Annotated in this window: 18 protein-coding genes; 12 read left to right on the top strand and 6 right to left on the bottom strand. The window is 60.3% G+C overall.

The window, feature by feature from the left end; genetic code table 11:
- The first annotated feature begins 4 nt into the window (after positions 1-4).
- The 6 genes from VC352_RS12120 to VC352_RS12095 all read left to right on the top strand — a co-directional run bounded on the left by VC352_RS12120 (position 5) and on the right by VC352_RS12095 (position 7,008).
- The gene (locus VC352_RS12120) at positions 5-1,759 is read left to right on the top strand and encodes a carbamoyltransferase (RefSeq protein ID WP_106733783.1); all 1,755 of its coding nucleotides are present in this window, start codon (positions 5-7) and stop codon (positions 1,757-1,759) included.
- Positions 1,746-2,879: a glycosyltransferase gene (locus VC352_RS12115; RefSeq protein ID WP_322979807.1), complete on the top strand. Its 1,134-nt coding sequence runs from the start codon at positions 1,746-1,748 to the stop codon at positions 2,877-2,879. Before VC352_RS12120 ends, VC352_RS12115 begins: the two co-directional genes overlap by 14 nt.
- The gene (locus VC352_RS12110; protein ID WP_322979806.1) at positions 2,876-4,141 is read left to right on the top strand and encodes a capsule biosynthesis protein; all 1,266 of its coding nucleotides are present in this window, start codon (positions 2,876-2,878) and stop codon (positions 4,139-4,141) included. Before VC352_RS12115 ends, VC352_RS12110 begins: the two co-directional genes overlap by 4 nt.
- Positions 4,138-5,268 carry a capsular biosynthesis protein gene (locus VC352_RS12105; protein ID WP_322979805.1) on the top strand — a complete coding sequence of 377 codons (1,131 nt, stop codon included), beginning with the start codon at positions 4,138-4,140 and terminating at the stop codon, positions 5,266-5,268. The genes VC352_RS12110 and VC352_RS12105 overlap by 4 nt, the downstream gene beginning before the upstream one ends.
- A gap of 112 nt (positions 5,269-5,380) precedes the next feature.
- Entirely contained in the window at positions 5,381-6,457 is a 1,077-nt protein-coding gene (locus VC352_RS12100) for an O-antigen ligase family protein (protein ID WP_322979804.1), read from the top strand.
- Positions 6,454-7,008 (top strand): serine acetyltransferase, encoded by a 555-nt coding sequence (locus VC352_RS12095; protein WP_322979803.1) that lies wholly within the window; start codon positions 6,454-6,456, stop codon positions 7,006-7,008. Before VC352_RS12100 ends, VC352_RS12095 begins: the two co-directional genes overlap by 4 nt.
- On the opposite strand, the gene VC352_RS12090 is transcribed toward VC352_RS12095, so the two are convergent.
- A complete protein-coding gene (locus VC352_RS12090) occupies positions 7,009-7,602 on the bottom strand; it encodes a lipopolysaccharide kinase InaA family protein (RefSeq protein ID WP_322979802.1) in 594 nt (197 codons plus the stop codon).
- Positions 7,603-7,880: 278 nt separating this feature from the next.
- On the opposite strand from VC352_RS12090, the gene msbA reads away from it, so the two are divergent.
- The 6 genes from msbA to VC352_RS12060 all read left to right on the top strand — a co-directional run bounded on the left by msbA (position 7,881) and on the right by VC352_RS12060 (position 16,124).
- Positions 7,881-9,710: a lipid A export permease/ATP-binding protein MsbA gene (msbA, locus tag VC352_RS12085; RefSeq protein ID WP_322979801.1), complete on the top strand. Its 1,830-nt coding sequence runs from the start codon at positions 7,881-7,883 to the stop codon at positions 9,708-9,710.
- A complete protein-coding gene (locus VC352_RS12080) occupies positions 9,710-10,606 on the top strand; it encodes a GNAT family N-acetyltransferase (protein ID WP_322979800.1) in 897 nt (298 codons plus the stop codon). The genes msbA and VC352_RS12080 overlap by 1 nt, the downstream gene beginning before the upstream one ends.
- 4 nt (positions 10,607-10,610) lie before the next feature.
- Positions 10,611-11,993, top strand: a complete 1,383-nt coding sequence (locus VC352_RS12075) for a PIG-L deacetylase family protein (protein ID WP_322979799.1) — start codon at positions 10,611-10,613, stop codon at positions 11,991-11,993.
- Between the two features lie 61 nt (positions 11,994-12,054).
- A complete protein-coding gene (hldE, locus tag VC352_RS12070; protein ID WP_322979798.1) occupies positions 12,055-13,476 on the top strand; it encodes a bifunctional D-glycero-beta-D-manno-heptose-7-phosphate kinase/D-glycero-beta-D-manno-heptose 1-phosphate adenylyltransferase HldE in 1,422 nt (473 codons plus the stop codon).
- A 142-nt stretch (positions 13,477-13,618) separates the two neighbouring features.
- Entirely contained in the window at positions 13,619-14,899 is a 1,281-nt protein-coding gene (locus VC352_RS12065; protein ID WP_322979797.1) for an acyl-CoA dehydrogenase family protein, read from the top strand.
- A gap of 13 nt (positions 14,900-14,912) precedes the next feature.
- Positions 14,913-16,124, top strand: coding sequence for an acyl-CoA dehydrogenase family protein (locus VC352_RS12060; RefSeq protein WP_322979796.1), 1,212 nt, complete (start codon positions 14,913-14,915; stop codon positions 16,122-16,124).
- A 43-nt stretch (positions 16,125-16,167) separates the two neighbouring features.
- Here the strand turns inward: VC352_RS12060 and VC352_RS12055 are convergent, their stop codons facing one another.
- From VC352_RS12055 to parE, 5 genes are all read right to left on the bottom strand, one after another.
- Entirely contained in the window at positions 16,168-16,887 is a 720-nt protein-coding gene (locus VC352_RS12055; RefSeq protein WP_322979795.1) for a PqiC family protein, read from the bottom strand.
- A 144-nt stretch (positions 16,888-17,031) separates the two neighbouring features.
- A complete protein-coding gene (parC, locus tag VC352_RS12050; protein WP_322979794.1) occupies positions 17,032-19,281 on the bottom strand; it encodes a DNA topoisomerase IV subunit A in 2,250 nt (749 codons plus the stop codon).
- 7 nt (positions 19,282-19,288) lie between these two features.
- Positions 19,289-19,774 (bottom strand): retropepsin-like aspartic protease family protein, encoded by a 486-nt coding sequence (locus VC352_RS12045; RefSeq protein WP_416340159.1) that lies wholly within the window; start codon positions 19,772-19,774, stop codon positions 19,289-19,291.
- A gap of 35 nt (positions 19,775-19,809) precedes the next feature.
- Positions 19,810-20,793 (bottom strand): esterase-like activity of phytase family protein, encoded by a 984-nt coding sequence (locus VC352_RS12040; RefSeq protein ID WP_322979792.1) that lies wholly within the window; start codon positions 20,791-20,793, stop codon positions 19,810-19,812.
- Entirely contained in the window at positions 20,793-22,691 is a 1,899-nt protein-coding gene (gene parE, locus VC352_RS12035) for a DNA topoisomerase IV subunit B (protein ID WP_322979791.1), read from the bottom strand. Before parE ends, VC352_RS12040 begins: the two co-directional genes overlap by 1 nt.
- Between the last annotated feature and the right edge of the window lie 14 nt (positions 22,692-22,705).

Genomic DNA, 22,705 nt, shown 5'->3' with positions numbered 1-22,705 from the left:
ACCTGTGGCACTGACCATTCTCGGCCTGTCCGGCGCCCTCAGTCACGATCCGTCCGCCGCGCTGTACATCGACGGCAAGCTGATCGCGGCGGTGGAAGAGGAGCGCTTCGTGCGCGACAAGCACGCGAAGAACCGCATGCCCTACGAGTCGGCCAAGTTCTGCCTGGAACAGGCCGGTATCAAGCCCTCTGACGTCGACGTGGTGGCCATCCCCTTCGCCCCTATCAGCATCTTCGAAAAGGCCCGCTGGCAGTACGCCAAGCGTTACGCCTACGCGCCGGATCGCGCTCTTGATGCGATCTTGTTCGGTAATCGCCGCTACAAGCGCTACAAGAAGCGTATCGAATGGTGCCTGGTGCAGCTCGGCTTCGACCTGAAGAAGGTCAAGATCGAGCCGGTCGAGCATCACCTGGCCCACGCCTCCAGCGCCTACCACTGCTCGGGCTTCAAGGAGAAAACCGCGATCCTTGGGATCGATGGCAAGGGCGAGTACGCCACCACCTTCTTCGGCTACGGTGAGAACGGCAAGATCCACAAGATCAAGGAGTTCTACGACCCGGATTCGCTCGGCGGTCTGTACGGTGCGATCACCGAATACCTGGGCTTCGAGATGCTCGACGGCGAGTTCAAAGTCATGGGGATGGCGCCTTATGGCGATGCTGCCAAGTACGATTTCTCGCGTCTGGCCAAGTTCGAGAACGGCGAGCTGATCATCAATACCGAATACGCCAACGTCATCGGCTTCCGTCGCTACAAGGAAAACGGCAAGGGCTACTACTTCTCGCCCAAACTGATCGAGTGGCTGGGGCCGAAGCGTGAGGGCGATATCGCCGACGACCCTTACATCCACTACGCGGCCAGCATGCAGGCGCTGTTCGAGAAGCTGGCGCTGCAGATGATGGAGTACTACCTCGGCGACATCCTCAAGGAAACCGGCAAGATCGCCTTCGCTGGCGGTTGCGCGCTGAACGTCAAACTGAACCAGAAGATCATCGCCCGCGATGACGTCAAGGAGCTTTTCGTGCAACCGGCCTCTGGCGACGCGGGTACGGCTGTCGGCGCCGCCGCCTACGTCTCGCACCAGCGTGGCGTGCCGGTGGAGAAGATGGAGCACGTCTACCTCGGCCCTTCGTACAGCAACGAAGACGTCATCGCTGCCTGCGCCAAGCACCCGAACCAGCCGGTGTTCAAACGCATCGACAACACGGCTGAGCGCATCGCAAAAATCATGGTCGACGGCAACCCGGTAGCCTGGTTCCAGGGCCGCATGGAGTTCGGGCCGCGCGCCTTGGGTGGCCGCTCGATCATCGGCTGCCCGAGTATTCCGGGCGTGGCCGATCGCATCAACGAGCAGATCAAGTTCCGCGAGCGCTGGAGACCCTTCTGCCCGTCCATGCTCGACACCGTGGCAGCGAAGATGCTCAAGGTGGATCACCCGAGCCCGTTCATGACCTTCACCTTCGAGGTGAACGAGGAGTGGAAAGAGCGCGTTAGCGAAGTGGTGCATGAAGACGGCACCTCGCGTGCCCAGGTGCTGGAGCGCCAGTACAACCCGCGCTGGTATGACCTGATGCTGGAGTTGGAGAAGCTCACCGGCAACGGTGTTTCGCTGAACACCTCGCTCAACCGCCGTGGCGAGCCGATGATCTGCTCGCCGACCGACGCGCTTAACATGTTCTACGGCTCGGATCTGCAGTACCTCATCATGGAAGATGTGCTCGTGGTCAAGGACGGCAAGGATTGGTATGACGGCGTCTGAGCAGGCTACTAGCCAAGCGCAGCGCTGGGTTCTGCAGTTCTGCCATGGCTATGACGGCCCCTTTCTGGATTGCGCACGGCAGTACGCCGTGCTGTTCAAAGGTACGCCCTACAAGGTCTGTACTGTCTACTTGACCGGCAAACCGTCGGAGGAGGTCGAGCGCGGCTCGGCTTCCGATGAGGTGATCTTTCTCGATTACTCCAGTGCACAGGTGCGTGGCTTGAAGCTGGCTGCGATCCGCGATTTCCGCCGGATCGCCGCCTCGCGTGACTTCGCCCTGTGCATCGCGCACCGTTTCAAGCCGATCTACGTTGCTCTGCTGGGCAGCAACCTGCCGGTGATTGGCGTGCACCACGCCTTTGGCGACTACAAGCGCCGTTCTCGCCAACTGTTCGCCAACTTCTTCCGCAAGCGCCTGATGCTGCTTGGTGTTTCCAATGCCGTGCGTGACGACATGCGCAGCTGTTTGCCGGATTGGCCAGCAGAGCGTATCGAGACCCTCTATAACCGTATTGACGTCGAGGCGGTGCAGGCCGAGCAGGTTGCCCGCGAAGCGGCCCGTAAGCATCTGGGGTTGCCGCAGGAGGCCTGGGTAATCGGCAATGTCGGTCGTTTGCACCCGGACAAGGATCAGGCCACGCTGATTCGCGGTTTCGCCCAGGCGTTGCCACAACTGCCGGCGGGTAGTCTGCTGGTGATCATGGGAAGTGGCCGTCTGGAATCCGATCTCAAGGCCCTGGCGCTGCAGTTGGATATAAGCGACTCAGTGCGCTTCAGTGGCCAGGTGCCCAATGGACGCCGCTATTTCAAGGCCTTCGATGTGTTCGCCCTGACCTCTGATCATGAGCCGTTCGGCATGGTGTTGTTGGAGGCGATGGCGGCAGGTGTCAAAGTTATCTGTAGCGATTGCGGTGGAGCGCGCGAAGTCGTTCAGGGAGTGGGGGATCTTTTTCCGCTTGGCGACGCGAGCGTGCTTTCGCAGTGTATAAAACATCAGCTTCAGATTGATGGTATGCAAAAGATGCACGTTGATGTTCAGGAACGCTTACAGCGATCTTTTTCTGATCGAGCAGTGCGTCAGCAATTCCTGTCATTATCCCTGCTTACAGATATCAAATGATCCAGACCAACCCATGGGCTGCCAAGGCCAAAGCACTGGATCGCTATCGTTGGGCTCTGTTACGAGAACGTCACGGTTTGTTGGGGAGTGGCTTGCGTTTCGCGCGAGAAATGCTGGGTGACTGGTGGTTCGGTTTTCGTGCCAAGCGTCGCCTCGCTGTCACGGTTGTTCCCGAATCTTGCGACTTTTTATTGTTGCAGTCAGCGCCAAAAGTTATCGCTTTTCAACGCAAGAAATTGTTGATTCAGGAAATGCGATCCCGGGGGCATAACTTGTTAGAGTCTGCGCTTCAGGCTCCCAGCGTCATCCTCTCCAAGCGTCAACTTAAACAGCCCACCTGTAAGGTTCCGACACGCTACTTTGGTTTGGCTGCCCATGCCAAATGGCTGGTGGATTATTATCAGCCACGTATTCTGCTAAATGATCGTAATGGTAGTTTCTATGCGCCTTTCTTGCGTTTGGCTCTGAGCGAGAAGGGGAGCATCTTGGTGCACCTTGCGCATGCCAGTACGGTAGAGGGATCGCGGCGTTTAGGGATGAACGACTATGATTACTATTTTTTGTTCGGACAGAGTTCACTTGAGGCCCTTCAGGCGCGGACGCTAAGATTTGGTTGCTCGACCGCTGTACTCTCAGGGTCGCACATGATTGACGGTTCTTATGACTTGGAGCCCGCGGAACCGTCATTGCGTACGGTATTGATACTAGGGGTTGGCCCGGATAAGGAACGGGAGATCGGCTATCAGGCTACCTACGCCCTGCTTCGGGATTGGGCCATGAATAGCCCGGAGTATAAGGTGTTGGTCAAACCGCATCCTCGAAGTGATGTGTCGTTCTGGCAGCAGACTTCCAGATCACTATCGAATGTCGAGGTACTGCCTAGAGAGTGCAGCCTGGCAGTTGCGTTGTCCCGAGCTTCGGTTGTGATCAATATAATGTCGAATGCGGTTATTGAAGCTGCGCTGGCACGACGTCCAGTGTTGCCTGTCAATGTAAGTGGGCAGTCTGATATCTTCGACCAGGAGCGTTTTTTTGGCGAATGCATTGTCAGTAGTAAGCAGTTGCAAGAGCGTCTGACTGCTTTGGAAAGCGATTATGTGAGTGCTTTGCAGAAGGCAGTAGCATTTTCCGACTATCACTTGAGTCAAGGTAATAGAGGGTTGGAACAGACCATCGCCCTGCTCGAGCGTTTGCTGCGAGGCGAGCATTGTTTTGGCACTATGCTGTCTGAACGCAGTAATGACAGGGTTGAGGCAGTATGAAATTTCTTTTTTTCTCTTTAGCTAAACATCAGACCCTATATTTCTCTAGGTTGCTGGAACAGCCTGGCATTGAGGGGCGAGTTGTCGAGCTTAAACAGCTTCCGCTACCTGCGTTAACGGATTTTTACACTGTTGCTCGAAGAGTTGAGTGGGCTCGTCTGGTCTTTGAGAAGTGTCAGGAACGTAGGGTTAAAGGTAAGTATGCCGGCGTCATTTATCGATTGTTGTTGCGTATAGAGATGTTGGTGATGGCTCTGCGCTGCGCAGCATTACTTTCCAGAGAGCGGCCAGATGCAGTGGTTGTATGGAATGGCTCGAATCGTCATTGCCAATTGATGCTGGCATTACTGGGGCCGTCAGTTCGTAGATTTTTCTTTGAAAATGGCCTATTGCCCGGTACAACGACGCTGGACTCAAAGGGGGTCAATTATCATAACTCTGTTCCACGTGATGCCAGTTTCTATCGTGCTTATGCACAGCGTGTAGAATTGAACGACGATGAACGGCCTGTGAAACTGATCCCGCGAAAGCCTCGCATTCAAGGCGATATGCCGTCGATCTTGCCGAAGCGTTTTATCTTTATTCCTTTTCAAGATGATCGTGATACGCAAATTAGGTTGTTTTCTCCGTGGATCAATAATATGCGTGATCTGTTTCATCTGGGTGAAAGTATTGCTCGGGAAACAGGCTGGATCGTTGTCCTGAAAGAACATCCCTCTAGTCGTGAAAGCTATCCCGATTTGCATGAGAAATGTCATGAGCGACTTTTCTTTGCTAATGGTAATGCCACTCAAGAGTTAATTGAATCTTGCAGTTTGGTTGTGACTATTAATTCTACGGTTGGCTTGGAAAGTATATTGCTTAATAAGCCCCTCATTACTCTGGGGCAGGCATTCTTCAATGTTGAGGGGGTGGTGATGAATGCGGGAGCAGTTCCAGAGGTTATTAAGTTGATTGAGGTGTTTCCAGAGTGGCCGATAGATGCAGGTTTGCGTAAGGCGTTTTTGCATTACCTCGCCCATGAGTATTGTGTTCCTGGGAGATGGCAGGATGCAGAAAATGAACATTTGGTAGAAGTATCTAGCAGGCTGCTGAGGGGGGGGCATGATTGCTTCCAGCTCCCTTAGGGATCGTGTCGTAACGATTCTCTGTATTTGGTCTTGTGTAGGTCTGTTTGTGCTATTGGCTGGCCAAGTTCTAATTGAGGACGGTAGTCGATATACGACTCAGGTCAACTTAATGTTGTTCTTGCCTGGCTTGCTGCTGGTGGTGCTTGCTAAGCAGTGGGCTAATATATTTGATCAGCCTGTATTTTGGATGCTAATAGCGCTGCTGGTATGGGTGCTTTGTGCTGTCTTTTTCAACCCCGGCGGTGATGCAGATATAAAACGATGGCTGAGGCTCTGCTTGCAGATCATTGTTTTTGTACTGACAGTTTCTATCGTGCTGCATCAAGAGAGATTTTTTGCCGGTGCTTTGATAGCAGGTGCAGCGGTGGCGATGGTGTGTGCCTGGTTATCGCTTTGTCAGAATTATTTTATAGAGGGGCGGTCGCTGGCATACAGAGTCTCCCGTCTAGAGTCTTCAGGGATTTCGGGAGTGGCTGATTTTGGGAACGCTATTTTAGCCGCCTTATTTTACGCTGCCATGCTTATACTGTCCGTTGGGCTGTGGTCGCGAATCAAAAAGGGATGGCGTTTCTCTTGGCTGTTAGGCATATGTGGCCTCGGTATCGCGGTTTATGCGACGTATTCTCGAGGTGTTTGGATTGCCTTGGGTGCTGCGCTACTTTTTTATTGGGCTTTAACCTTGTCGCGCCAGTATTTCATCTGTTTGCTCGGTGTAATAGTGGCGGGGGCTTTTGCTGTGCTGCTTGTTTCTCCGGGTATGATTGTCAAAGGGTTCTTGAATCTTAATTACCGTGAAGAGATTTGGCAGTATGCACTTGAGGAGTTAAACCATGGCTGGTTTTGGGGGGTGGGGCCGGCGGCGCCTTTTAGTGCATGTGTAGAGGTTTTAAGTCGTTGTTTTAATCAGGCGCACAGCCTGTATCTTCAGTTCATGTTTAATTTTGGGATGATAGGTTTGGCTGTTCTGGGGGCTTTACTTATTAGCCTGCTGTTTGTTGCGTGGAGGCATCGTGGGGATGATCGTGCGTTAATAGCGCTCTCTCTCCTGGTCTTTGCTCTGGTGGCTGGCGTGGCTAGCTATTCTGAGCTGTTCAGTCGTCCTGGATTAGTCTGGATGTTTTTCTGGCTGCCAGTGGGAATGTTGCTTGGCGTCGGTGTTTTGGCAAAAAGACAGGAGGCCGCATGAGCTTATTTACGGCTATAAGGCAGTTGCGGCGCTTTTGGTGTGTCGAGATTCTGGGTGATGAACATCGAAAATTTTCGTTTTGGCGAATTAGGCAGAAGTGTAAGCGCAGCAATCGCTATGCCTATGTCTTCTGGTATCGCATTGCTTATGTAATGTATCAGAGTCGTAGTCAATTTTGGCGTCGTCGGGCTAAGCTGCTCAATGAACGCATTAGTCGCCGTTACAATGTTGAAATCATGTTGGGGGCGGTGGTTGAAGAAGGGCTTTGGATTGGCCATCCTACTGGTATCGTGATTAGTGGCTATGCTGTGATTGGTCGCGATTTTCGTATTTGGCAAAACTGTACAATAGGTATAAAGGGTGGTTCAGGGGAGAAATGTATTCGGATTGGTGACGGGGTTCGTGTTGCTGCTCACAGTTGTGTCATAGGTGATCAGATCACAATTGGTAATAACGTTAGTGTAGGAGCAATGTCTTTTGTTAATAAAGATGTGCCTTCGGGTTCTACATTTATTACTCGTAAAGTCAGCGAGGTGAAATCGGGGGGGTGATTATCCTTCGTACAGGCTTATTAGTTCCTCGAGGGGGAAGTTTTCTATTTTGCGACGGTTTAAGTAGCTTTTTAAGTGCGCGAAATTTCGGCGTACTAAATTCTTGTTCAGCGGTCTGCGTTTAAATTTTAAGTCTAGGAAGTCAATAAGGCCAAATTCGTCATCAGGTAAAAGCAGGACGTTTCCTAGATGTAGTGAGCGGAAATAAATACCATTTTGATGCAGTTTGCGGATATAGGCGGCGAATTGAGGTAGTAGGTCGTTGAAGCGTTTGCGCTCTGTTGCGAATAGCTTATCCAAGCCAGTGCCTTCCAGTGGAAGATAAATGCATGCACTTACACCCCTGTCGCGCTGAATCCAGACGCACTCAAAAATCTTTGGCGTAGCGATGTTTAGTGCTTGCAGGCATTCAGCGTTACGCGAAAAGCGTTTTGCTTCCGGCCGTAACCGCGCAATGAGAGGGCGGCGACTGCGGAATATCTTGAGAAACCTTCCATCTTCCAGGCGTACCACTTTGGGGCCGTGACTATCTCGCTCGAGCACCTCTCCCGTGGCTAACCATTTTTGCAGTTCGTTTGCAAGTGTGATTCGCATCTTTTCCTCTTAAGCGTCCTCGTGACGTGACTAGAAGAATTCTACTCATCAATCCACTACGAAAGCGCATCTTCTTCTTTAAAATCCTCCTTGGTGCTTTGTGCCAGCACGGGGAAGGGATACGTTTTCATTATGCCGTTCAATGGGGGATGCGCGTCCTAACACCCTGGCACCTCTAGCAAATGTCTGCAAAAGTTCTATAGATATCGGCTGCTCAGGTAGGCTGTGCTGGTACAATTTGCTCGTTGCTAACTCTGTCAGTGTGTGAGGCGAGCCGAATGGCCAATTCTATCCAGCAATCCAGCATGAAGGTCTATCTGCGATTGTTGCGCTATGTGGTTCCTTACTGGGGCCTGTTCAGCATCAGTATCTTCGGCTTCCTGATCTTCGCTTCCACCCAGCCGATGCTGGGTTACATGCTCAAGTATTTCGTCGATGGTCTGTCCAATCCCGAGGCCAGCCTGTTCGCTGGCGTGCCCTGGTTGCTGGAACATGCGCCCTGGCTGGCTCATCTCAAGCTGCTGCAGGCCGTGCCGCTGTTGATCGTGCTGATCGCCCTGTGGCAGGGCATCGGTTCGTTTCTGGGCAACTATTACCTGGCCAAGGTCTCTATGGGCCTGGTGCAGGATCTGCGCATCGCACTGTTCAACAATCTGTTGACGCTGCCCAACCGCTACTTCGACAACCACAACTCCGGTCATCTGATCTCGCGCATCACCTATAACGTGACGATGGTCACCGGCGCCGCGACCGACGCGATCAAGGTGGTGGTACGCGAAGGCATGACGGTTGTGTTTCTGTTCGCCACGCTGCTGTGGATGAACTGGAAGCTGACCCTGGTGATGCTTGCGATCCTGCCGGTCATCGGGCTGATGGTCAGCAGTACCAGCAAGAAGTTCCGCAAGCAGAGCAAGAAGATCCAGACCAGCATGGGCGACGTCACCCATGTTACCTCTGAGAGCATCCAGGGCTACCGCGTGGTACGCAGCTTCGGTGGTGAGGATTACGAGAAGCAGCGTTTCCTCGATGCCAGTGAGGAGAACAAGAACAAGCAATTGAAGATGGTGCGCACCGGTGCGGTGTATACGCCGTCATTGCAACTGGTGATCTACAGCGCCATGGCGGTGCTGATGTTTCTTGTGCTGTGGCTGCGTGGCGATTCGTCGGCGGGTGACCTGGTGGCCTACATCACCCTTGCGGGTCTTCTGCCCAAACCGATTCGCCAGTTGTCCGAAGTCAGCTCTACCATTCAAAAAGGTCTGGCTGGTGCTGAAAGCATCTTCGAACAGCTCGACGAGGAGCCGGAAGTCGATCACGGTACACAGGAGCGTGAGCGCATCAGCGGCCGGCTGGAAGTGAAGGATCTTAGCTTCAGCTACCCTGGGTCTGAAAAGCCTGTTCTGAACAGCATTTCCTTTGTCGCCGAGCCTGGGCAGATGGTTGCGCTGGTCGGCCGTTCAGGCAGTGGTAAATCGACTCTGGCCAACCTGATTCCGCGTTTCTATCACCACGAGCAGGGACAGATCCTCCTCGATGGCCTGGATGTCGAAGACTACACCCTGCGCAACCTGCGCCGGCATATCGCGCTGGTCACCCAGCACGTCACCCTGTTCAACGACAGCGTGCGCAACAATATCGCCTATGGTGATCTGGCCGGTGCACCGCTCGAAGCCGTGCAGCAGGCTGCCGCCGATGCCTATGCCGCCGAGTTCATCGAGAAAATGCCGCAAGGTTACGACACCCTGGTTGGCGAGAACGGTGTGCTGCTCTCCGGCGGTCAGCGTCAGCGCCTGGCCATTGCTCGCGCCCTGCTCAAGGATGCGCCGCTGCTGATTCTCGACGAGGCCACTTCGGCGCTGGATACCGAGTCCGAGCGGCATATCCAGGCAGCGCTGGATCAGGTGATGCAGGGCCGTACCACGCTGGTGATCGCGCACCGCCTGACTACCATCGAGAAGGCCGATCTGATTCTGGTGATGGATCAGGGGCAGATCGTCGAGCGTGGCAGCCACGCCGAACTGCTGGCGCAGAACGGCTACTACGCGCGCTTGCACGCCAAGCAGTTCGAGGAAGGCGACGAGTCTGTCGTGGCCGAGCAGAACGCCTGATGTTGAGTCGTCTGCAATTCTGGCGTGAACGTGGCTGGACAAAAATTTCCGCTGCTGACTACGCCGAGGCCTGGGCGCGTTTCGGTGGCAGTGTTGCCACCCATCCCGAGGTGGTCGCGCGTCTGGCTGATCTGGCCGGTATCCCGGTGCGTTACCTGGGGTGGACGGTCGATGGCGAGCTGCAAGCCGCGATCCCGACCTGGGGGCGACACCTGGCCTTGTCCAAGGATGTGCTCAAGCAGCAGGGCAAGCGTGGCCTGTTCGATCTGGGCAATGCCGAGATCATTCTGCCGCTGGCAACTGGCGCGCAGGTTGCGCTGCGCCATCGGGTGCGCTACCTGTCCGAACTCAATGCGACTGGGCTCATCGGCATCAGCGAGCAGCCCGAAGGCCTGGCGCTGGCCCGCGAACCCGAGCAGTACAGCAAGAAGTTTCGCTACAACCAGCGCCGTGAACAGCGCCTGCTGGAAGAGGCGGGCGGGGTGATTCGGCCGATGCTGGAGCTGACGCCCGAGGAGCAGGCACGCATCTATGCCGACCTGTTCCAGCGTCGTTGGGACTTCGAGGCCACCGGCAAGGATCATCTGGCCGAGGTCTTCGGCCTGTTGCGCGAGTTCATGACCGGTTCCTTGATCTATCTGAACGACGAGCCGGTGGCGATCCAGGTGCTCTACCGTGTCGAAGCGCCGCAATGGGTCAGCCTGGAATACATCAACGGCGGGGTCGATCCGCAGCAGCGCGAGTTCAGCCCCGGCAGCGTGCTCAGCTTCGTCAATACACAAAGCGAATGGGAACATGCGCGGGCGCTGGGCAAGCCGCTGCGCTATTCCTTCGGCCGCGCCGACCGCGAATACAAGGATCGCTGGTGCAATCGGGTACCGGTCTATCAGGTGTGAGGCCATGAACGGACGCAAGCAACAACTGCTCAAGCGCCACCGGCGCAACAAGCGCATCGCCATGCTGGTAGCCCTGCTGGCCTTGCTCGCGCTCGGTGTGCTCGTCGCCTGGTGGCTGCCGCCTCTGCTGCTGGCGCTGGGTTGGGTCGCGCATGAGGCCTGGTTCGCCGACCATCTGTTCTATTCACCGCGCGACGATTACCGCTACGACTTTCCTGAAGATTGCCTCAGCTTGCCGGCGCGTATCGAGCAGGGCGCGCTGCAGGTCGAAGCCGACCTGGACGGCTACGACACCCTGGTGCTCGAACTGTGCCTGACGGCGACCTGGCTGGGGCGCTGGTTCGATCCCCATGTGTGGCTGGGCGATGACCGTCAGGATTTCGAGCGCGGCGTGGCAGGGCGTCGCTATCTCAATCTGTCCGGTTTGCAGGCCAACGGTCTGCGCATCCTGCCGCGTTTTTGCCGCATCGATGGCGAGCTGCGCCTGCATGCCATGCGCAATCCTGATTTCACTGCGCAGCGCATGCTGATCATCGCGCCGCATGCCGATGATGCCGAGCTGGCCGCCTTTGGTCAGTACAGCCGCTCGTCCGATACCGCCATCGTCACCCTGACTCAAGGTGAGATCGAGGCCGAACATTACCAGCGTCTTGGCCTGGGCAAGGCAGCCTCCGCTCGCCTGAAAGGCCGGCTGCGCGCCTGGGACAGCCTTGCCGCGCCGCTTTGGGGCGGCGTACCGCAGCAGCACTGCGTGCAGCTCGGCTACTACTGCCTGCAACTGCCGGCCATGGCCGAGCAACCGCAAGTGCCCTTTGGCTCACTCGAATCGGATGAGAGCGATGTTCGTAGTGTGCGCCAACACAATCCCCTGCCTTTGCCGGCCAATGCCGACGGCCAACCGACCTGGAACAACCTGATCGCCGATCTGGTCGCCGTGATCGAGCATTACCGCCCCGAAGTGCTGCTGACGCCGCATCCGGAGCTCGACCCGCATTACGATCATGTCGCCAGCACCCGTGCCGCGCTTGAAGCCTGCGAACGCAGCGGCTGGAAACCGCAAACCCTGTTGCTCTACGCCAACCATCTGCATGACAACGACCGCTGGCCGATGGGCCCAGCGGGCAATGGCATCGCCTTGCCGCCGGCGATCACGGCGCTGCCGGCCGACCGCCTGTGGAGCCCGACGCTGGATGCCGAGCGGCAACTGGACAAGGCCATGGCGCTGGGCCTGCAGCATGACCTGCAAGGCCCGCTGCCGCTGAAAAGACGCCTGCGCCGCCTGATTCAGCGGGCGTTGGCCGGGCGTCGCTGGCCCGTCACGGGCGAGGACGAGTTCTTCCGCAAGGCCGTGCGCCGCCATGAGCTGTTCTGGGTTCGCCCGCTCTGAACAGCCCGTCGTATTCGTCATGCTATGATTTTTTCCGTTTTTCTCCCCTTCTGGAGCCATCATGAAACTGACCATGCCCCGCTATGACCAAGCCGCCGTTCTGGTGGTGGGCGATGTGATGCTCGATCGCTACTGGCATGGCGGCACGTCGCGGATTTCCCCGGAGGCTCCGGTGCCCGTGGTGCGTGTCGACCAGATCGAGGATCGCCCAGGTGGCGCCGCCAACGTGGCGCTGAACATCGCGGCGCTCGGCGCGCGCGCCCTGCTGGTCGGCGTGACCGGCGAAGACGAAGCCGCCGACAGCCTCAGCGACAGCCTACGCGGTGCCGGCGTTGAAACGCACTTCCAGCAGTTGGATGACCAGCCAACCATCGTCAAGCTGCGGGTGATGAGTCGTCACCAGCAACTGCTGCGCATGGATTTCGAAGAGCTGTTCAACACCGACACCGCCGCCCTGGCGCGCGATGTCGATGCGCTGCTCGATGGGGTCAAGGTGCTGGTGCTGTCAGACTACGGCAAGGGCGCATTGCAGAATCACCAGACGCTGATCCAGGCTGCACGCAGGAAGAACATTCCGGTGCTGGCCGACCCGAAGGGCAAGGATTTCTCCATCTACCGTGGCGCCAGCCTGATCACGCCGAATCTGCACGAGTTCGAAACCATCGTCGGCGGCTGCGTCGATGAGGCCGAACTGGTCAGCAAGGGTGCCAAGCTGATGACCGAACTGGAGCTGGGCGCCCTGCTGGTGACGCGCGGCGAGCATGGCATGACCCTGCTGCGTCCGGGGCACGCCCCGCTGCATCTGCCGGCCCGTGCCCGTGAAGTGTTCGACGTCACCGGCGCTGGGGACACGGTGATCTCCACCCTGGCGGCTTCCATCGCCGCTGGCGAGGAACTGCCGAACGCCGTGGCTTTGGCCAACCTGGCGGCCGGCATTGTGGTCGGCAAGCTCGGCACGGCGGCCATCAGCGCGCCTGAGCTGCGTCGCGCCGTACAGCGCGAGGAAGGTTCCGAGCGCGGCGTGCTGAGCCTGGATCAACTGCTGATCGCCATTGAGGACGCCCGTGCCCATGGCGAGAAGATCGTCTTCACCAATGGCTGCTTTGACATCCTCCATGCTGGTCACGTGACCTACCTGGAGCAGGCCCGTGCCCAGGGCGACCGCCTGATCGTGGCGATCAACGACGATGGCTCGGTCAGCCGCCTGAAAGGCCCTGGTCGTCCGATCAATGCTGTCGACCGCCGCATGGCGGTGCTCGCTGGCCTGGGTGCGGTGGACTGGGTGGTGAGCTTCAGTGAGGACACCCCCGAGCGCCTGCTCAAGCAGGTACAGCCCGATGTACTGGTCAAGGGCGGTGACTATGGCATCGACCAGGTGGTCGGCGCCGATATCGTCCAGGCATACGGCGGTGAGGTGCGCGTGCTCGGTCTGGTGGAGAACAGCTCCACCACCGCAATCGTCGAGAAGATTCGCAGCAAGTGACTCTGGCAGCGCATTGATCGCGAATCAAACGCAGCGCTGCCCCTGTTGACCCGATTGCCGCAGCGCTGCGGCTTGACGGTCATAGGCGCTCGCCAGTCGGCGACGCATCATCGACGGCATCACCCGCGAGGAGCGAGATGCCATGAGTGTCGATGTACAGGGCCAGGCCCTGAGCGTACTGAGCAAGCTGGCCCAGGCCGACTGGCCGGATCGCCTCAACCTGCGCAAACCCTTCGAGAAGTTCGTCTTTACCGGCAGCCGTGCCAGCTTTCGCCTGATGGCCGAGCGTGCGTCGACGCGGCCGCGTACCGCGCCGGCCAGAACCGATGATCTCTTCGACCTGTCGCTTTCCGAAGAGCAGCAAATGCTGGTGGACATGCTCCAGGGCTTCGCCCTGGACGTATTGCGCCCGGCAGCGCATGAGGCCGATGCCGAGGCGCGAGTGCCAGCGGCGCTGCTGAACCAGGCGCAGGAGCTGGGGTTGGCCCACTATGGCGTCGGCGAAGCGCAGGGTGGCCTGGCCAGTGAGCGCACCGTGCTGAGCAATGCGCTGATCGCCGAGAGCCTGGCTCAGGGCGACTTCTCGTTGGCTGCCTCGTTGCTGATACCGCTCTCGGCGGCCAATTGCATCCGTCGCTGGGGTTCGCCGGCGCAGCAGGGCGAATGGTTGCCTGCGTTCGTGGGCGAAGCCGGGGCACCGGCCTACGCCCTGGCTGTGACGGAACCGGCCATGCTGGCTGATCCCAAGCTGCCGGCCAGCCGTGCCCGCAAACGCGGCAAGCATTACATCCTCGATGGCGAGAAGGCACTGGTACTCGGCGGCCTGCAGGCCAGCCGTCTGATCGTCGCGGCCAAAGCGGGGGATGGGCCGGCGCTGTTTGTGGTCGACGCGGCGAGCAAAGGCGTCAGCCGCCGCGCCGAGCCGGCCATGGGGCTCAAGGCTTGTGGTCTGGCGCGCATCCAGTTGAAAGGCGTGAAGGTGCCGGCCAGCCAGCGCCTGGCGGGCGCCGATTTCGACTTTCAGGCCTTTCTCGATTACTCGGCGCTGGCCTTCTGTGCGCTGGCCGTCGGCACGGCGCAGGCTGCGCTGGATTACGTGGTGCCTTACTGCAACGAACGCCAGGCGTTCGGCGAGCCGATCAGCCATCGTCAGGGCGTCGCCTTCATGATTGCCGATATCGCCATCGAGCTGGAGTCCATGCGCCTGATGCTCTGGCGCGCCTGCGCGCTGGCCGAGAGTGGCCAGCCATTTCACCGTGAGGCCTATCTAGCCCGCCTGCTGTGTGCGGAGAAGGCGATGAAGATCGGCTGCGATGCGGTGCAACTGCTCGGTGGTCATGGTTTCACCCAGGAACACCCAGTGGAGCGCTGGTATCGCGATTTGCGCAGTGTCGGCGTGCTCGCCGGCGGTTTGCACCTTTGAAAGGAAGGCCAGCATGAACCTGGAAACCCCGAAGAAATTCCGTGGCCTGCAGCATCAGGCTCATCAGGTCGCGGCACGTTACCTGCGGCCGATCTCACGCAAGTACGACAAGGCCGAGCATGCCTATCCCAAGGAGCTGGACATGCTCGCCGCCTTGCTCGACGGCATGAACGCCGGCTCACCGGATGCCGTCGGCGCCGGTTCGGCGAGCAAGCGCGGGGCCGCCCGCGAGCAGCAGGAAGGCATCCGCAACGGCGGCAACATGGCAGCGTTGCTCGGCGTGATGGAGCTGTGCTGGGGCGATGTCGGCCTGCTGTTGGCCATGCCGCGCCAGGGCCTGGGCAACGCGGCCATCGCCGCCGTGGCCAACGACGAGCAACTGGCTCGCTTCGGCAAGACCTGGGCGGCCATGGCCATCACCGAGCCGAGCTGCGGTTCGGATTCGGCGGCCATTCGCACCACGGCGGTCAAGGACGGCGATCACTACGTGCTCAATGGCGAGAAGATCTACGTCACCTCCGGCGAGCGTGCCGACGCGGTGGTGGTCTGGGCCAGCCTCGACCGCAGCCTCGGCCGTGCGGCGATCAAGTCGTTCGTGGTGGAGAAGGGCACGCCAGGTATGACTGTCACCCGTCTGGAGAAGAAGCTCGGCATCAAGGCTTCGGATACCGCCTCGATCAGTTTCAGTGACTGCCGGGTGCCGGCGGCCAACCTGCTTGGCAACGCCGAGATAGACGTGCAAAAAGGCTTCGTCGGGGTGATGGAAACCTTCGACAATACCCGACCGCTGGTGGCTGGCATGGCCGTCGGCGTGGCCAAGGCGGCGCTCGACCGCACCCGTGCGCTGCTGCGCAAGGCTGGTATGCGGCTGGATTACAGTAAGCCACTATTGAGCGTCAGCCATGCCGAAGCCACCCTCTATCGTCTGGAGGCAGAATGGGAGGCCGCGCGCCTGCTGACCCTCAAGGCGGCCTGGATGGCCGACAACAAGCTGCCCAACTCCAAGGAAGCCTCGATGGCCAAGGCCAAGGCCGGGCGCGTAGCCAGCGAGGTCACCCTCAAGTGCGTCGAGCTGGCGGGTGCCATGGGTTATGCGGAGGACGAGCTGCTGGAGAAATGGGCGCGCGACTCGAAGATTCTCGACATCTTCGAAGGTACCCAGCAGATCCAGTTGCTGATCGTCGCCAGACGACTGCTCGGCAAGGGATCGAGTGAGCTGAAGTAGCGACGAAATAGCCAAGAAAAAGCCCGCATTTGCGGGCTTTTTCTTAGAAGCGGAACACTTCCTTATCGATCTTGATGGGCTCGGCCACCGGGATCTTCGGCACCTGTGGCGGCGCCTGAACTTCCGGTTTGGAGGGGGCTGGCTTCCTCCGAACAACTGGCGCCGGTTGTTCGACCAGCGCTACCACCGGCTGGATGGCCACTGCCAACTCGGCCGCCATGCGCTGCAGCAGAACGCTCTGCGCCTTGACCTGCTGCGGAAGGCTGCCGTCGTGTTTCTCTTCCAGGTGGATCAGACGACTGTCACGCAACTGGCCACGGCGGTCGAGCAGTCGCCATTGCGCTTCCAGCACGGCGGGCTCGCTGGGGCCAGAGTCGAGGCGGGTGATGGTCAGCATCACTTGCGCATCGGCGCTGAAGCCGGGCGCCGGAGCCAGTACCAGGCGTTGGCTGTCGAGACGCCAGGCCAACTGACGCAGCAGTTGCTGGTCGATATCGTTGGCCAGGCCACTGGCCCAGCGCGCGTTGGGGGCGGCCACCAGGCTGCCGTCCGCCTGGCGTTGCAGCAGATTGCTGTTGCGCAGGTAGTCGGCGACGCTGACGGGCCCGACCAGAACTGCAACGCCGTTCTGCTGGTTCGGTGCCACCGCTTCGCCGGCATCCAGCTGGTAGAGCGGTACCGGCTTGGGTTGCAGCAGGCTACAGCCACTCAGCGTCAGCAGAGAGGCCAGGAACAGGCCCAGGGGGCGTACTACGGTCATCATCAGATCCCGGCAGCCAGGATGAAGGCTGCACATCAATAGCATTTCATGCCAATGGGCTGCCAAGACCGGCAGCCCGAGCCGCGTATCATCCGTCAAACCGCCTTTTGACTCCAGCCCTTACTGCCGTCTGTCAGACGGCTGGGATCACTCGACCAGCAACTGATCGACCCGCTGGAAGCCGCGCGGCAGCTTGTTACCACGGCGGCCACGCTCACCCTTGTAGTGTTCGAGGTCATCGGCCTTGAGTGTCAGGGTGCGCTTGCCGGCCTGCAAGACCAGGCTGCTACCGTTCGGCAGAACGGCCAGATCCGTCAGGTACTCCTCGCGGCTGGCCACGCGCTCACCGGGGATGCCGATGATCTTGTTGCCCTTGCCTTTGCCCAGTTGCGGCAGGTCGCGCACGGGGAACAGCAGCAGGCGGCCTTCGGTGGTGACGGCCGCCAGCCAGTCATCTTCGAGGCTATTCAGCGGCTTGGGCGCGACCACGTGGGCGCCGTTGGGCAGGGTCAGCAAGGCCTTGCCGGCCTTGTTCTTGGCCTGCAGGTCTTCGCCCTTGACCACGAAGCCATAGCCCGCGTCCGAGGCGATCACGTACAGCGCACTGTCATCGGGCAGCAGCAGGCACTCGAAGCTGGCGCCTGGCGGCGGTGTCAGGCGGCCGGTCAGCGGCTCGCCCTGACCGCGCGCCGATGGCAGGCTGTGGGCGGCCAGCGAGTAGCTGCGCCCGGTCGAGTCGATGAATACCGCGTACTGGTTGGATCGGCCTGGCGCTGCCGCCTTGAAGCCGTCACCGGCCTTGTAGGACAGGCCGGTGGCGTCGATGTCGTGGCCCTTGGCGCAGCGCACCCAGCCTTTTTCCGAGAGCACCACGGTGACCGGTTCGGTCGGCATCAGCTCGGTTTCCGACAGGGCACGGGCTTCGGCGCGCTCGACGATCGGCGAGCGGCGGTCGTCGCCGTATTTTTCGGCGTCTTCGAGGATTTCCTTGCGCACCAGTTTCTTCAACTTGGCTTCGCTGCCGAGCAGGGCCAGGAGTTTTTCGCGCTCCTTGGCCAGTTCGTCCTGCTCGCCGCGGATCTTCATTTCTTCCAGGCGGGCGAGCTGACGCAGGCGGGTGTCGAGGATGTAATCGGCCTGGATGTCGGTGAGGCCGAAGCGCTCCATCAGCACCGGCTTGGGGTGATCCTCGCTGCGGATGATACGGATGACTTCGTCGAGGTTGAGGAAAGCGATCAGCAAGCCTTCCAACAGGTGCAGGCGCTTCTCCACCTTGTCCAGGCGGAACTGCAGGCGACGGCGCACGGTGCCGACGCGATACACCAGCCACTCGCTGAGCAGGGTGCGCAGATCCTTGACCGACGGTTTGCCGTCGAGGCCAATGACGTTGGTGTTGACCCGGTAGCTGGACTCCAGGTCGGTGGTGGCGAACAGGTGGGTCATCAGCTCTTCGGCATCGACCCGGTTGGAGCGCGGGATGATGACGATGCGGCAGGGGTTCTCGTGGTCGGACTCGTCACGCAGGTCGGCGACCATCGGCAGCTTCTTGGCCTGCATCTGCGCGGCGATCTGTTCCAGCACCTTGGCCCCGGAAACCTGGTGCGGCAGCGCGGTGACGACGATATCGCCGTCCTCGACGCGGTAAACGGCGCGCATGCGCACCGAGCCGCGGCCGGTCTGGTAGATCTTCAGCAGGTCGGCGCGCGGCGTGATGATTTCCGCCTCGGTGGGGAAATCCGGGCCCTGCACGTGTTCCATCAACTGTTCGATACCCGCGCTCGGCTCGTCGAGCAGGCGCACGCAGGCAGCAGCGACTTCGCGCAGGTTGTGCGGCGGCACGTCGGTGGCCATGCCCACGGCGATGCCGGTGGTGCCGTTGAGCAGCAGGTTGGGCAGGCGCGCCGGCAGGGTGGCCGGCTCGTTCATGGTGCCGTCGAAGTTCGGCACCCAGTCGACGGTGCCCTGGCCCAGTTCGTCGAGCAACACCTCCGAGTAACGCGACAGGCGCGCCTCGGTGTAACGCATGGCGGCGAAGGATTTGGGATCGTCCGGCGCACCCCAGTTGCCCTGACCGTCGACCAGGGTATAGCGGTAGCTGAATGGCTGCGCCATCAGCACCATGGCTTCGTAGCAGGCGCTGTCGCCGTGCGGGTGGTATTTACCGAGCACGTCGCCGACGGTACGCGCCGACTTCTTGTGCTTGGAATCGGCGTCCAGGCCCAGCTCGCTCATGGCATAGATGATGCGGCGCTGTACCGGCTTGAGGCCATCGCCGATATGCGGCAGGGCGCGATCCATGATCACGTACATGGAGTAGTTCAGGTAGGCCTGTTCGGTGAACTCGGCCAGCGACCGACGCTCCACGCCTTCCAGGCTCAAATCGAGGGATTCGCTCATGCGGGCCTCATTGCAGGGTTGATTGGCGCAGCACCAGGGTGCCGCCCTTCTGAGTGAATTCGAGTTGTTTCAGGGCGCTCATGCCCAGCAGCACTTCGTCGCCGTCCATGCCGGGGGCGATCAGCGCGGCCACGTCGCGCAGTTCGATGTCGCCGAGGCGCAGGCTGTCCAGGCGCGTGCGGTGCCCGGTGGCACGGCCATTGGCAGTGCTCAGGGTGATCGGTGCGCCACGCTTGAGGCCGAGCTTGCGTGCCAGCGCTTCGGGGATGGCCACGGCGGTGGCACCGGTGTCGAGCAGGAAGGTCACCGGCTGGCCGTCGATCTGCCCGTCCAGCAAGTAATGCCCCTGGCGGTTGCCGGCCAGGCTGACTTCCACGTAACCCTCGCCATGCACCGAGTGCGGTGTCTGGTTGGGATTACGCTGGCGCTCTTCCCAGTCGCCGAAGAAATGCGTGGCCAGCAGCAGGCCGGCACCCCAGGCGAGCACCCACATCACGCGTCCGGCACGTTTGCCTGGCGTCTGTTCGCTCACTGGCGCTGACTCCAGCCGCCCTCGGGGGCTTTGAAGCGCCAAACGATGGGGCGTTGTTCGCCATCGGCGCGCGTCAGGCTGCCGTTGTCGACGCCGATCCAGGCGCCGTCCTTGTCGATCCACAGGGCCTCGGCCACACCATAGTCCGCCGTGTAGCGACGGGGCTCGCTGAGCGCCTCGGCCGCGAACGACCAGCAGCGCTCGACTGCGCCATCGCTCAGCGTGCGACGGCAGATGCGATAGGCCTGGCGTTCGAGGGTGAACAGTTTGTTCTCGAAGTAGCTCAGGCCGGAGAAGTCGCGCGGCGCGTCGTGCCCGCCCAACGCTGCCGGCGATGGCTGCGTACCGCTATCATTGAACAGTACGCAGCCGCCGGTGCAGCGCCAGGTGCTGTTCTGCCGATGCAGCACGGCCAGGCCCCGGCGGCGTTGCTCGGCGGCCAGCCACAGGCGTTCGCCAGCGGGGTCGATGGCGATGCCCTCGAACCCCTGGTTGAAGTGCAGCAACATGCCGCTGGCTCGCGCCTGGCGTACCAGGGCATTGGGCAGGCGCAGCCACTGGGCCGCGCCGTTGGGCGCCAGTTGCAATACGGCAGACTGGGTTTCGCTGACCAGATAGCGATTGCCCTGCGCGTCACAACTCAAACCCTCGAAATCCAGGGTGCCGCCACGTACCAGGCTGGCCGCCCAGTTGCGCATGCGCATCCCCCAGGGCTGCTGACTCTCGGGCGGCTCCGGGGCGACGAAGGTTTCCGCTTCGGCTTGCAGGTGATCGCCATCGAGGTTGAGCTGGAATACGCGGTCGTCGTCGCGATCCGAAACGCCCCACAGGGTTTCGCCGCACTTGGCCAGGCCGGAGAGATTGCCATTGGCCATGCCCTCGACCGGGTACTCGGCGCCCAGGCGCAACTCTTCCAGTGCTGCCTGCTCGGCGTGCGCCAGGCCCGCCAACAGGCTGGCAGCCAGTATCAGCCAACGCATCAGGCTAGAACCTCGGCCAGGTTGCCCTTGGACTCCAGCCAGTTCTTGCGGTCGCTGGCGCGCTTTTTCGCCAGCAGCATGTCCATCACCTCGCGGGTGCCGTCGAAATCATCCAGCGTGAGCTGCACCAGGCGACGGGTGTTCGGATCCATGGTGGTTTCGCGCAGTTGCGGCGGGTTCATCTCGCCGAGACCCTTGAAGCGCGTGACCTGCGGCTTGCCGCGGCGTTTCTCGGCCACCAGTCGGTCGAGGATGCCGTCGCGCTCGGCATCGTCCAGGGCGTAGAAGATTTCCTTGCCCAGGTCGATGCGGTACAGCGGCGGCATGGCCACGTAGACGTGCCCGGCATCCACCAGCGGACGGAAGTGCCGGACGAACAGGGCACAGAGCAGGGTGGCGATGTGCAGGCCGTCGGAGTCGGCGTCGGCGAGGATGCAGATCTTGCCGTAGCGCAGCTGACTCAGGTCGCTCGAACCCGGATCGATGCCGATGGCCACGGCGATATCATGTACCTCCTGGCTGGCCAGCACTTCGCTGCCGTCCACTTCCCAGGTGTTCAGGATCTTGCCGCGCAGCGGCATGATGGCCTGGAATTCCTTGTCGCGCGCCTGCTTGGCGCTGCCGCCGGCCGAATCACCCTCGACCAGGAACAGCTCGCAGCGCAGCGGGTTCTGCCCGGCGCAGTCGGCCAACTTGCCTGGCAATGCCGGGCCCTGGGTGATCTTCTTGCGCTCGACTTTCTTGCCGGCCTTGAGGCGGCGCCCGGCGTTGCTGATGGCCAGCTCGGCCAGTTGCAGACCGGTTTCCGGGTTGGCGTTGAGCCACAGGCTGAAGGCGTCCTTGACCACACCGGAAACGAAGGCCGCGGCCTCACGGGAGGACAGGCGCTCCTTGGTCTGGCCGGAGAACTGGGCGTCCTGCATCTTCATCGAGAGAACGAAGGCGATGCGCTCCCAGATGTCTTCCGGGGCGAGTTTTACGCCGCGCGGCAGCAGGTTGCGGAACTCGCAGAACTCGCGCATGGCATCCAGCAGGCCCTGGCGCAGGCCGTTGACGTGGGTGCCGCCTTGCGCAGTTGGGATCAGGTTGACGTAGCTTTCCTGCACCGCGTCGCCGCCCTCGGGCAGCCACAGCAGCGCCCAGTCCACCGCTTCCTTGTTGCCGGCCAGGCTGCCGACGAAGGGCTCGGCCGGCAGGCGCTCGAATTCGCTGACGGCATCGACCAGGTAGGAACGCAGACCATCCTCGTACAGCCACTCGACTTTCTCGCCGGCGGCCTTGTCCTCGAAGGTAACGGAGAGGCCCGGGCACAGCACGGCCTTGGCCTTGAGCACATGCTTGAGGCGGCTGACCGAGAACTTGAAGGAGTCGAAATACTTGGCGTCCGGCCAGAAGTGCACGCTGGTGCCGGTGTTGCGCTTGCCGACGCTGCCGATGACTTCGAGATCGCTGGCCTTGAAACCGTCGGCGAAGCTCATCTGGTATTCGCTGCCGTCGCGCTTGACGGTAACCACCACGCGCGTCGACAGGGCGTTGACCACGCTGATGCCGACGCCGTGCAGGCCGCCGGAGAACTGGTAGTTCTTGTTGCTGAACTTGCCGCCGGCATGCAGCTTGGTGAGGATCAGCTCGACGCCTGGTACGCCTTCTTCCGGGTGGATGTCCACCGGCATGCCGCGACCATCGTCGAGCACTTCCAGGGAGTTGTCCTCGTGGAGGATCACCTGGATGCTCTTGGCATGCCCGGCCAGGGCTTCGTCGACACTGTTGTCGATCACTTCCTGGGCCAGGTGGTTGGGGCGCGTGGTGTCGGTGTACATGCCCGGGCGCTTGCGCACCGGGTCGAGGCCGGAAAGGACTTCGATAGCGTCGGCGTTATAGGCGTTCTGCTGGGCCATGTGCTCTCTTGATC

Origin of the sequence: Pseudomonas sp. C11 (genome assembly GCF_034683865.1) — a bacterium.
Taxonomy (GTDB): domain Bacteria; phylum Pseudomonadota; class Gammaproteobacteria; order Pseudomonadales; family Pseudomonadaceae; genus Aquipseudomonas.
This window is presented reverse-complemented; position numbering and strand designations above follow the sequence as displayed.

Coding starts and splice junctions, on each gene's coding strand:
- VC352_RS12110 (WP_322979806.1), top strand. CDS start 2,876: ATGATCCAGACCAACCCATGGGCTGCCAAGGCCAAAGCACTGGATCGC.
- parE (WP_322979791.1), bottom strand. CDS start 22,691: ATGGCCCAGCAGAACGCCTATAACGCCGACGCTATCGAAGTCCTTTCC.
- VC352_RS12090 (WP_322979802.1), bottom strand. CDS start 7,602: ATGCGAATCACACTTGCAAACGAACTGCAAAAATGGTTAGCCACGGGA.
- VC352_RS12105 (WP_322979805.1), top strand. CDS start 4,138: ATGAAATTTCTTTTTTTCTCTTTAGCTAAACATCAGACCCTATATTTC.
- msbA (WP_322979801.1), top strand. CDS start 7,881: ATGGCCAATTCTATCCAGCAATCCAGCATGAAGGTCTATCTGCGATTG.
- VC352_RS12055 (WP_322979795.1), bottom strand. CDS start 16,887: ATGATGACCGTAGTACGCCCCCTGGGCCTGTTCCTGGCCTCTCTGCTG.
- VC352_RS12095 (WP_322979803.1), top strand. CDS start 6,454: ATGAGCTTATTTACGGCTATAAGGCAGTTGCGGCGCTTTTGGTGTGTC.
- VC352_RS12115 (WP_322979807.1), top strand. CDS start 1,746: ATGACGGCGTCTGAGCAGGCTACTAGCCAAGCGCAGCGCTGGGTTCTG.
- VC352_RS12065 (WP_322979797.1), top strand. CDS start 13,619: ATGAGTGTCGATGTACAGGGCCAGGCCCTGAGCGTACTGAGCAAGCTG.
- VC352_RS12045 (WP_416340159.1), bottom strand. CDS start 19,774: ATGTGGGTGCTCGCCTGGGGTGCCGGCCTGCTGCTGGCCACGCATTTC.
- VC352_RS12080 (WP_322979800.1), top strand. CDS start 9,710: ATGTTGAGTCGTCTGCAATTCTGGCGTGAACGTGGCTGGACAAAAATT.
- hldE (WP_322979798.1), top strand. CDS start 12,055: ATGAAACTGACCATGCCCCGCTATGACCAAGCCGCCGTTCTGGTGGTG.
- VC352_RS12060 (WP_322979796.1), top strand. CDS start 14,913: ATGAACCTGGAAACCCCGAAGAAATTCCGTGGCCTGCAGCATCAGGCT.
- VC352_RS12040 (WP_322979792.1), bottom strand. CDS start 20,793: ATGCGTTGGCTGATACTGGCTGCCAGCCTGTTGGCGGGCCTGGCGCAC.
- VC352_RS12075 (WP_322979799.1), top strand. CDS start 10,611: ATGAACGGACGCAAGCAACAACTGCTCAAGCGCCACCGGCGCAACAAG.
- VC352_RS12100 (WP_322979804.1), top strand. CDS start 5,381: ATGTTGTTCTTGCCTGGCTTGCTGCTGGTGGTGCTTGCTAAGCAGTGG.
- parC (WP_322979794.1), bottom strand. CDS start 19,281: ATGAGCGAATCCCTCGATTTGAGCCTGGAAGGCGTGGAGCGTCGGTCG.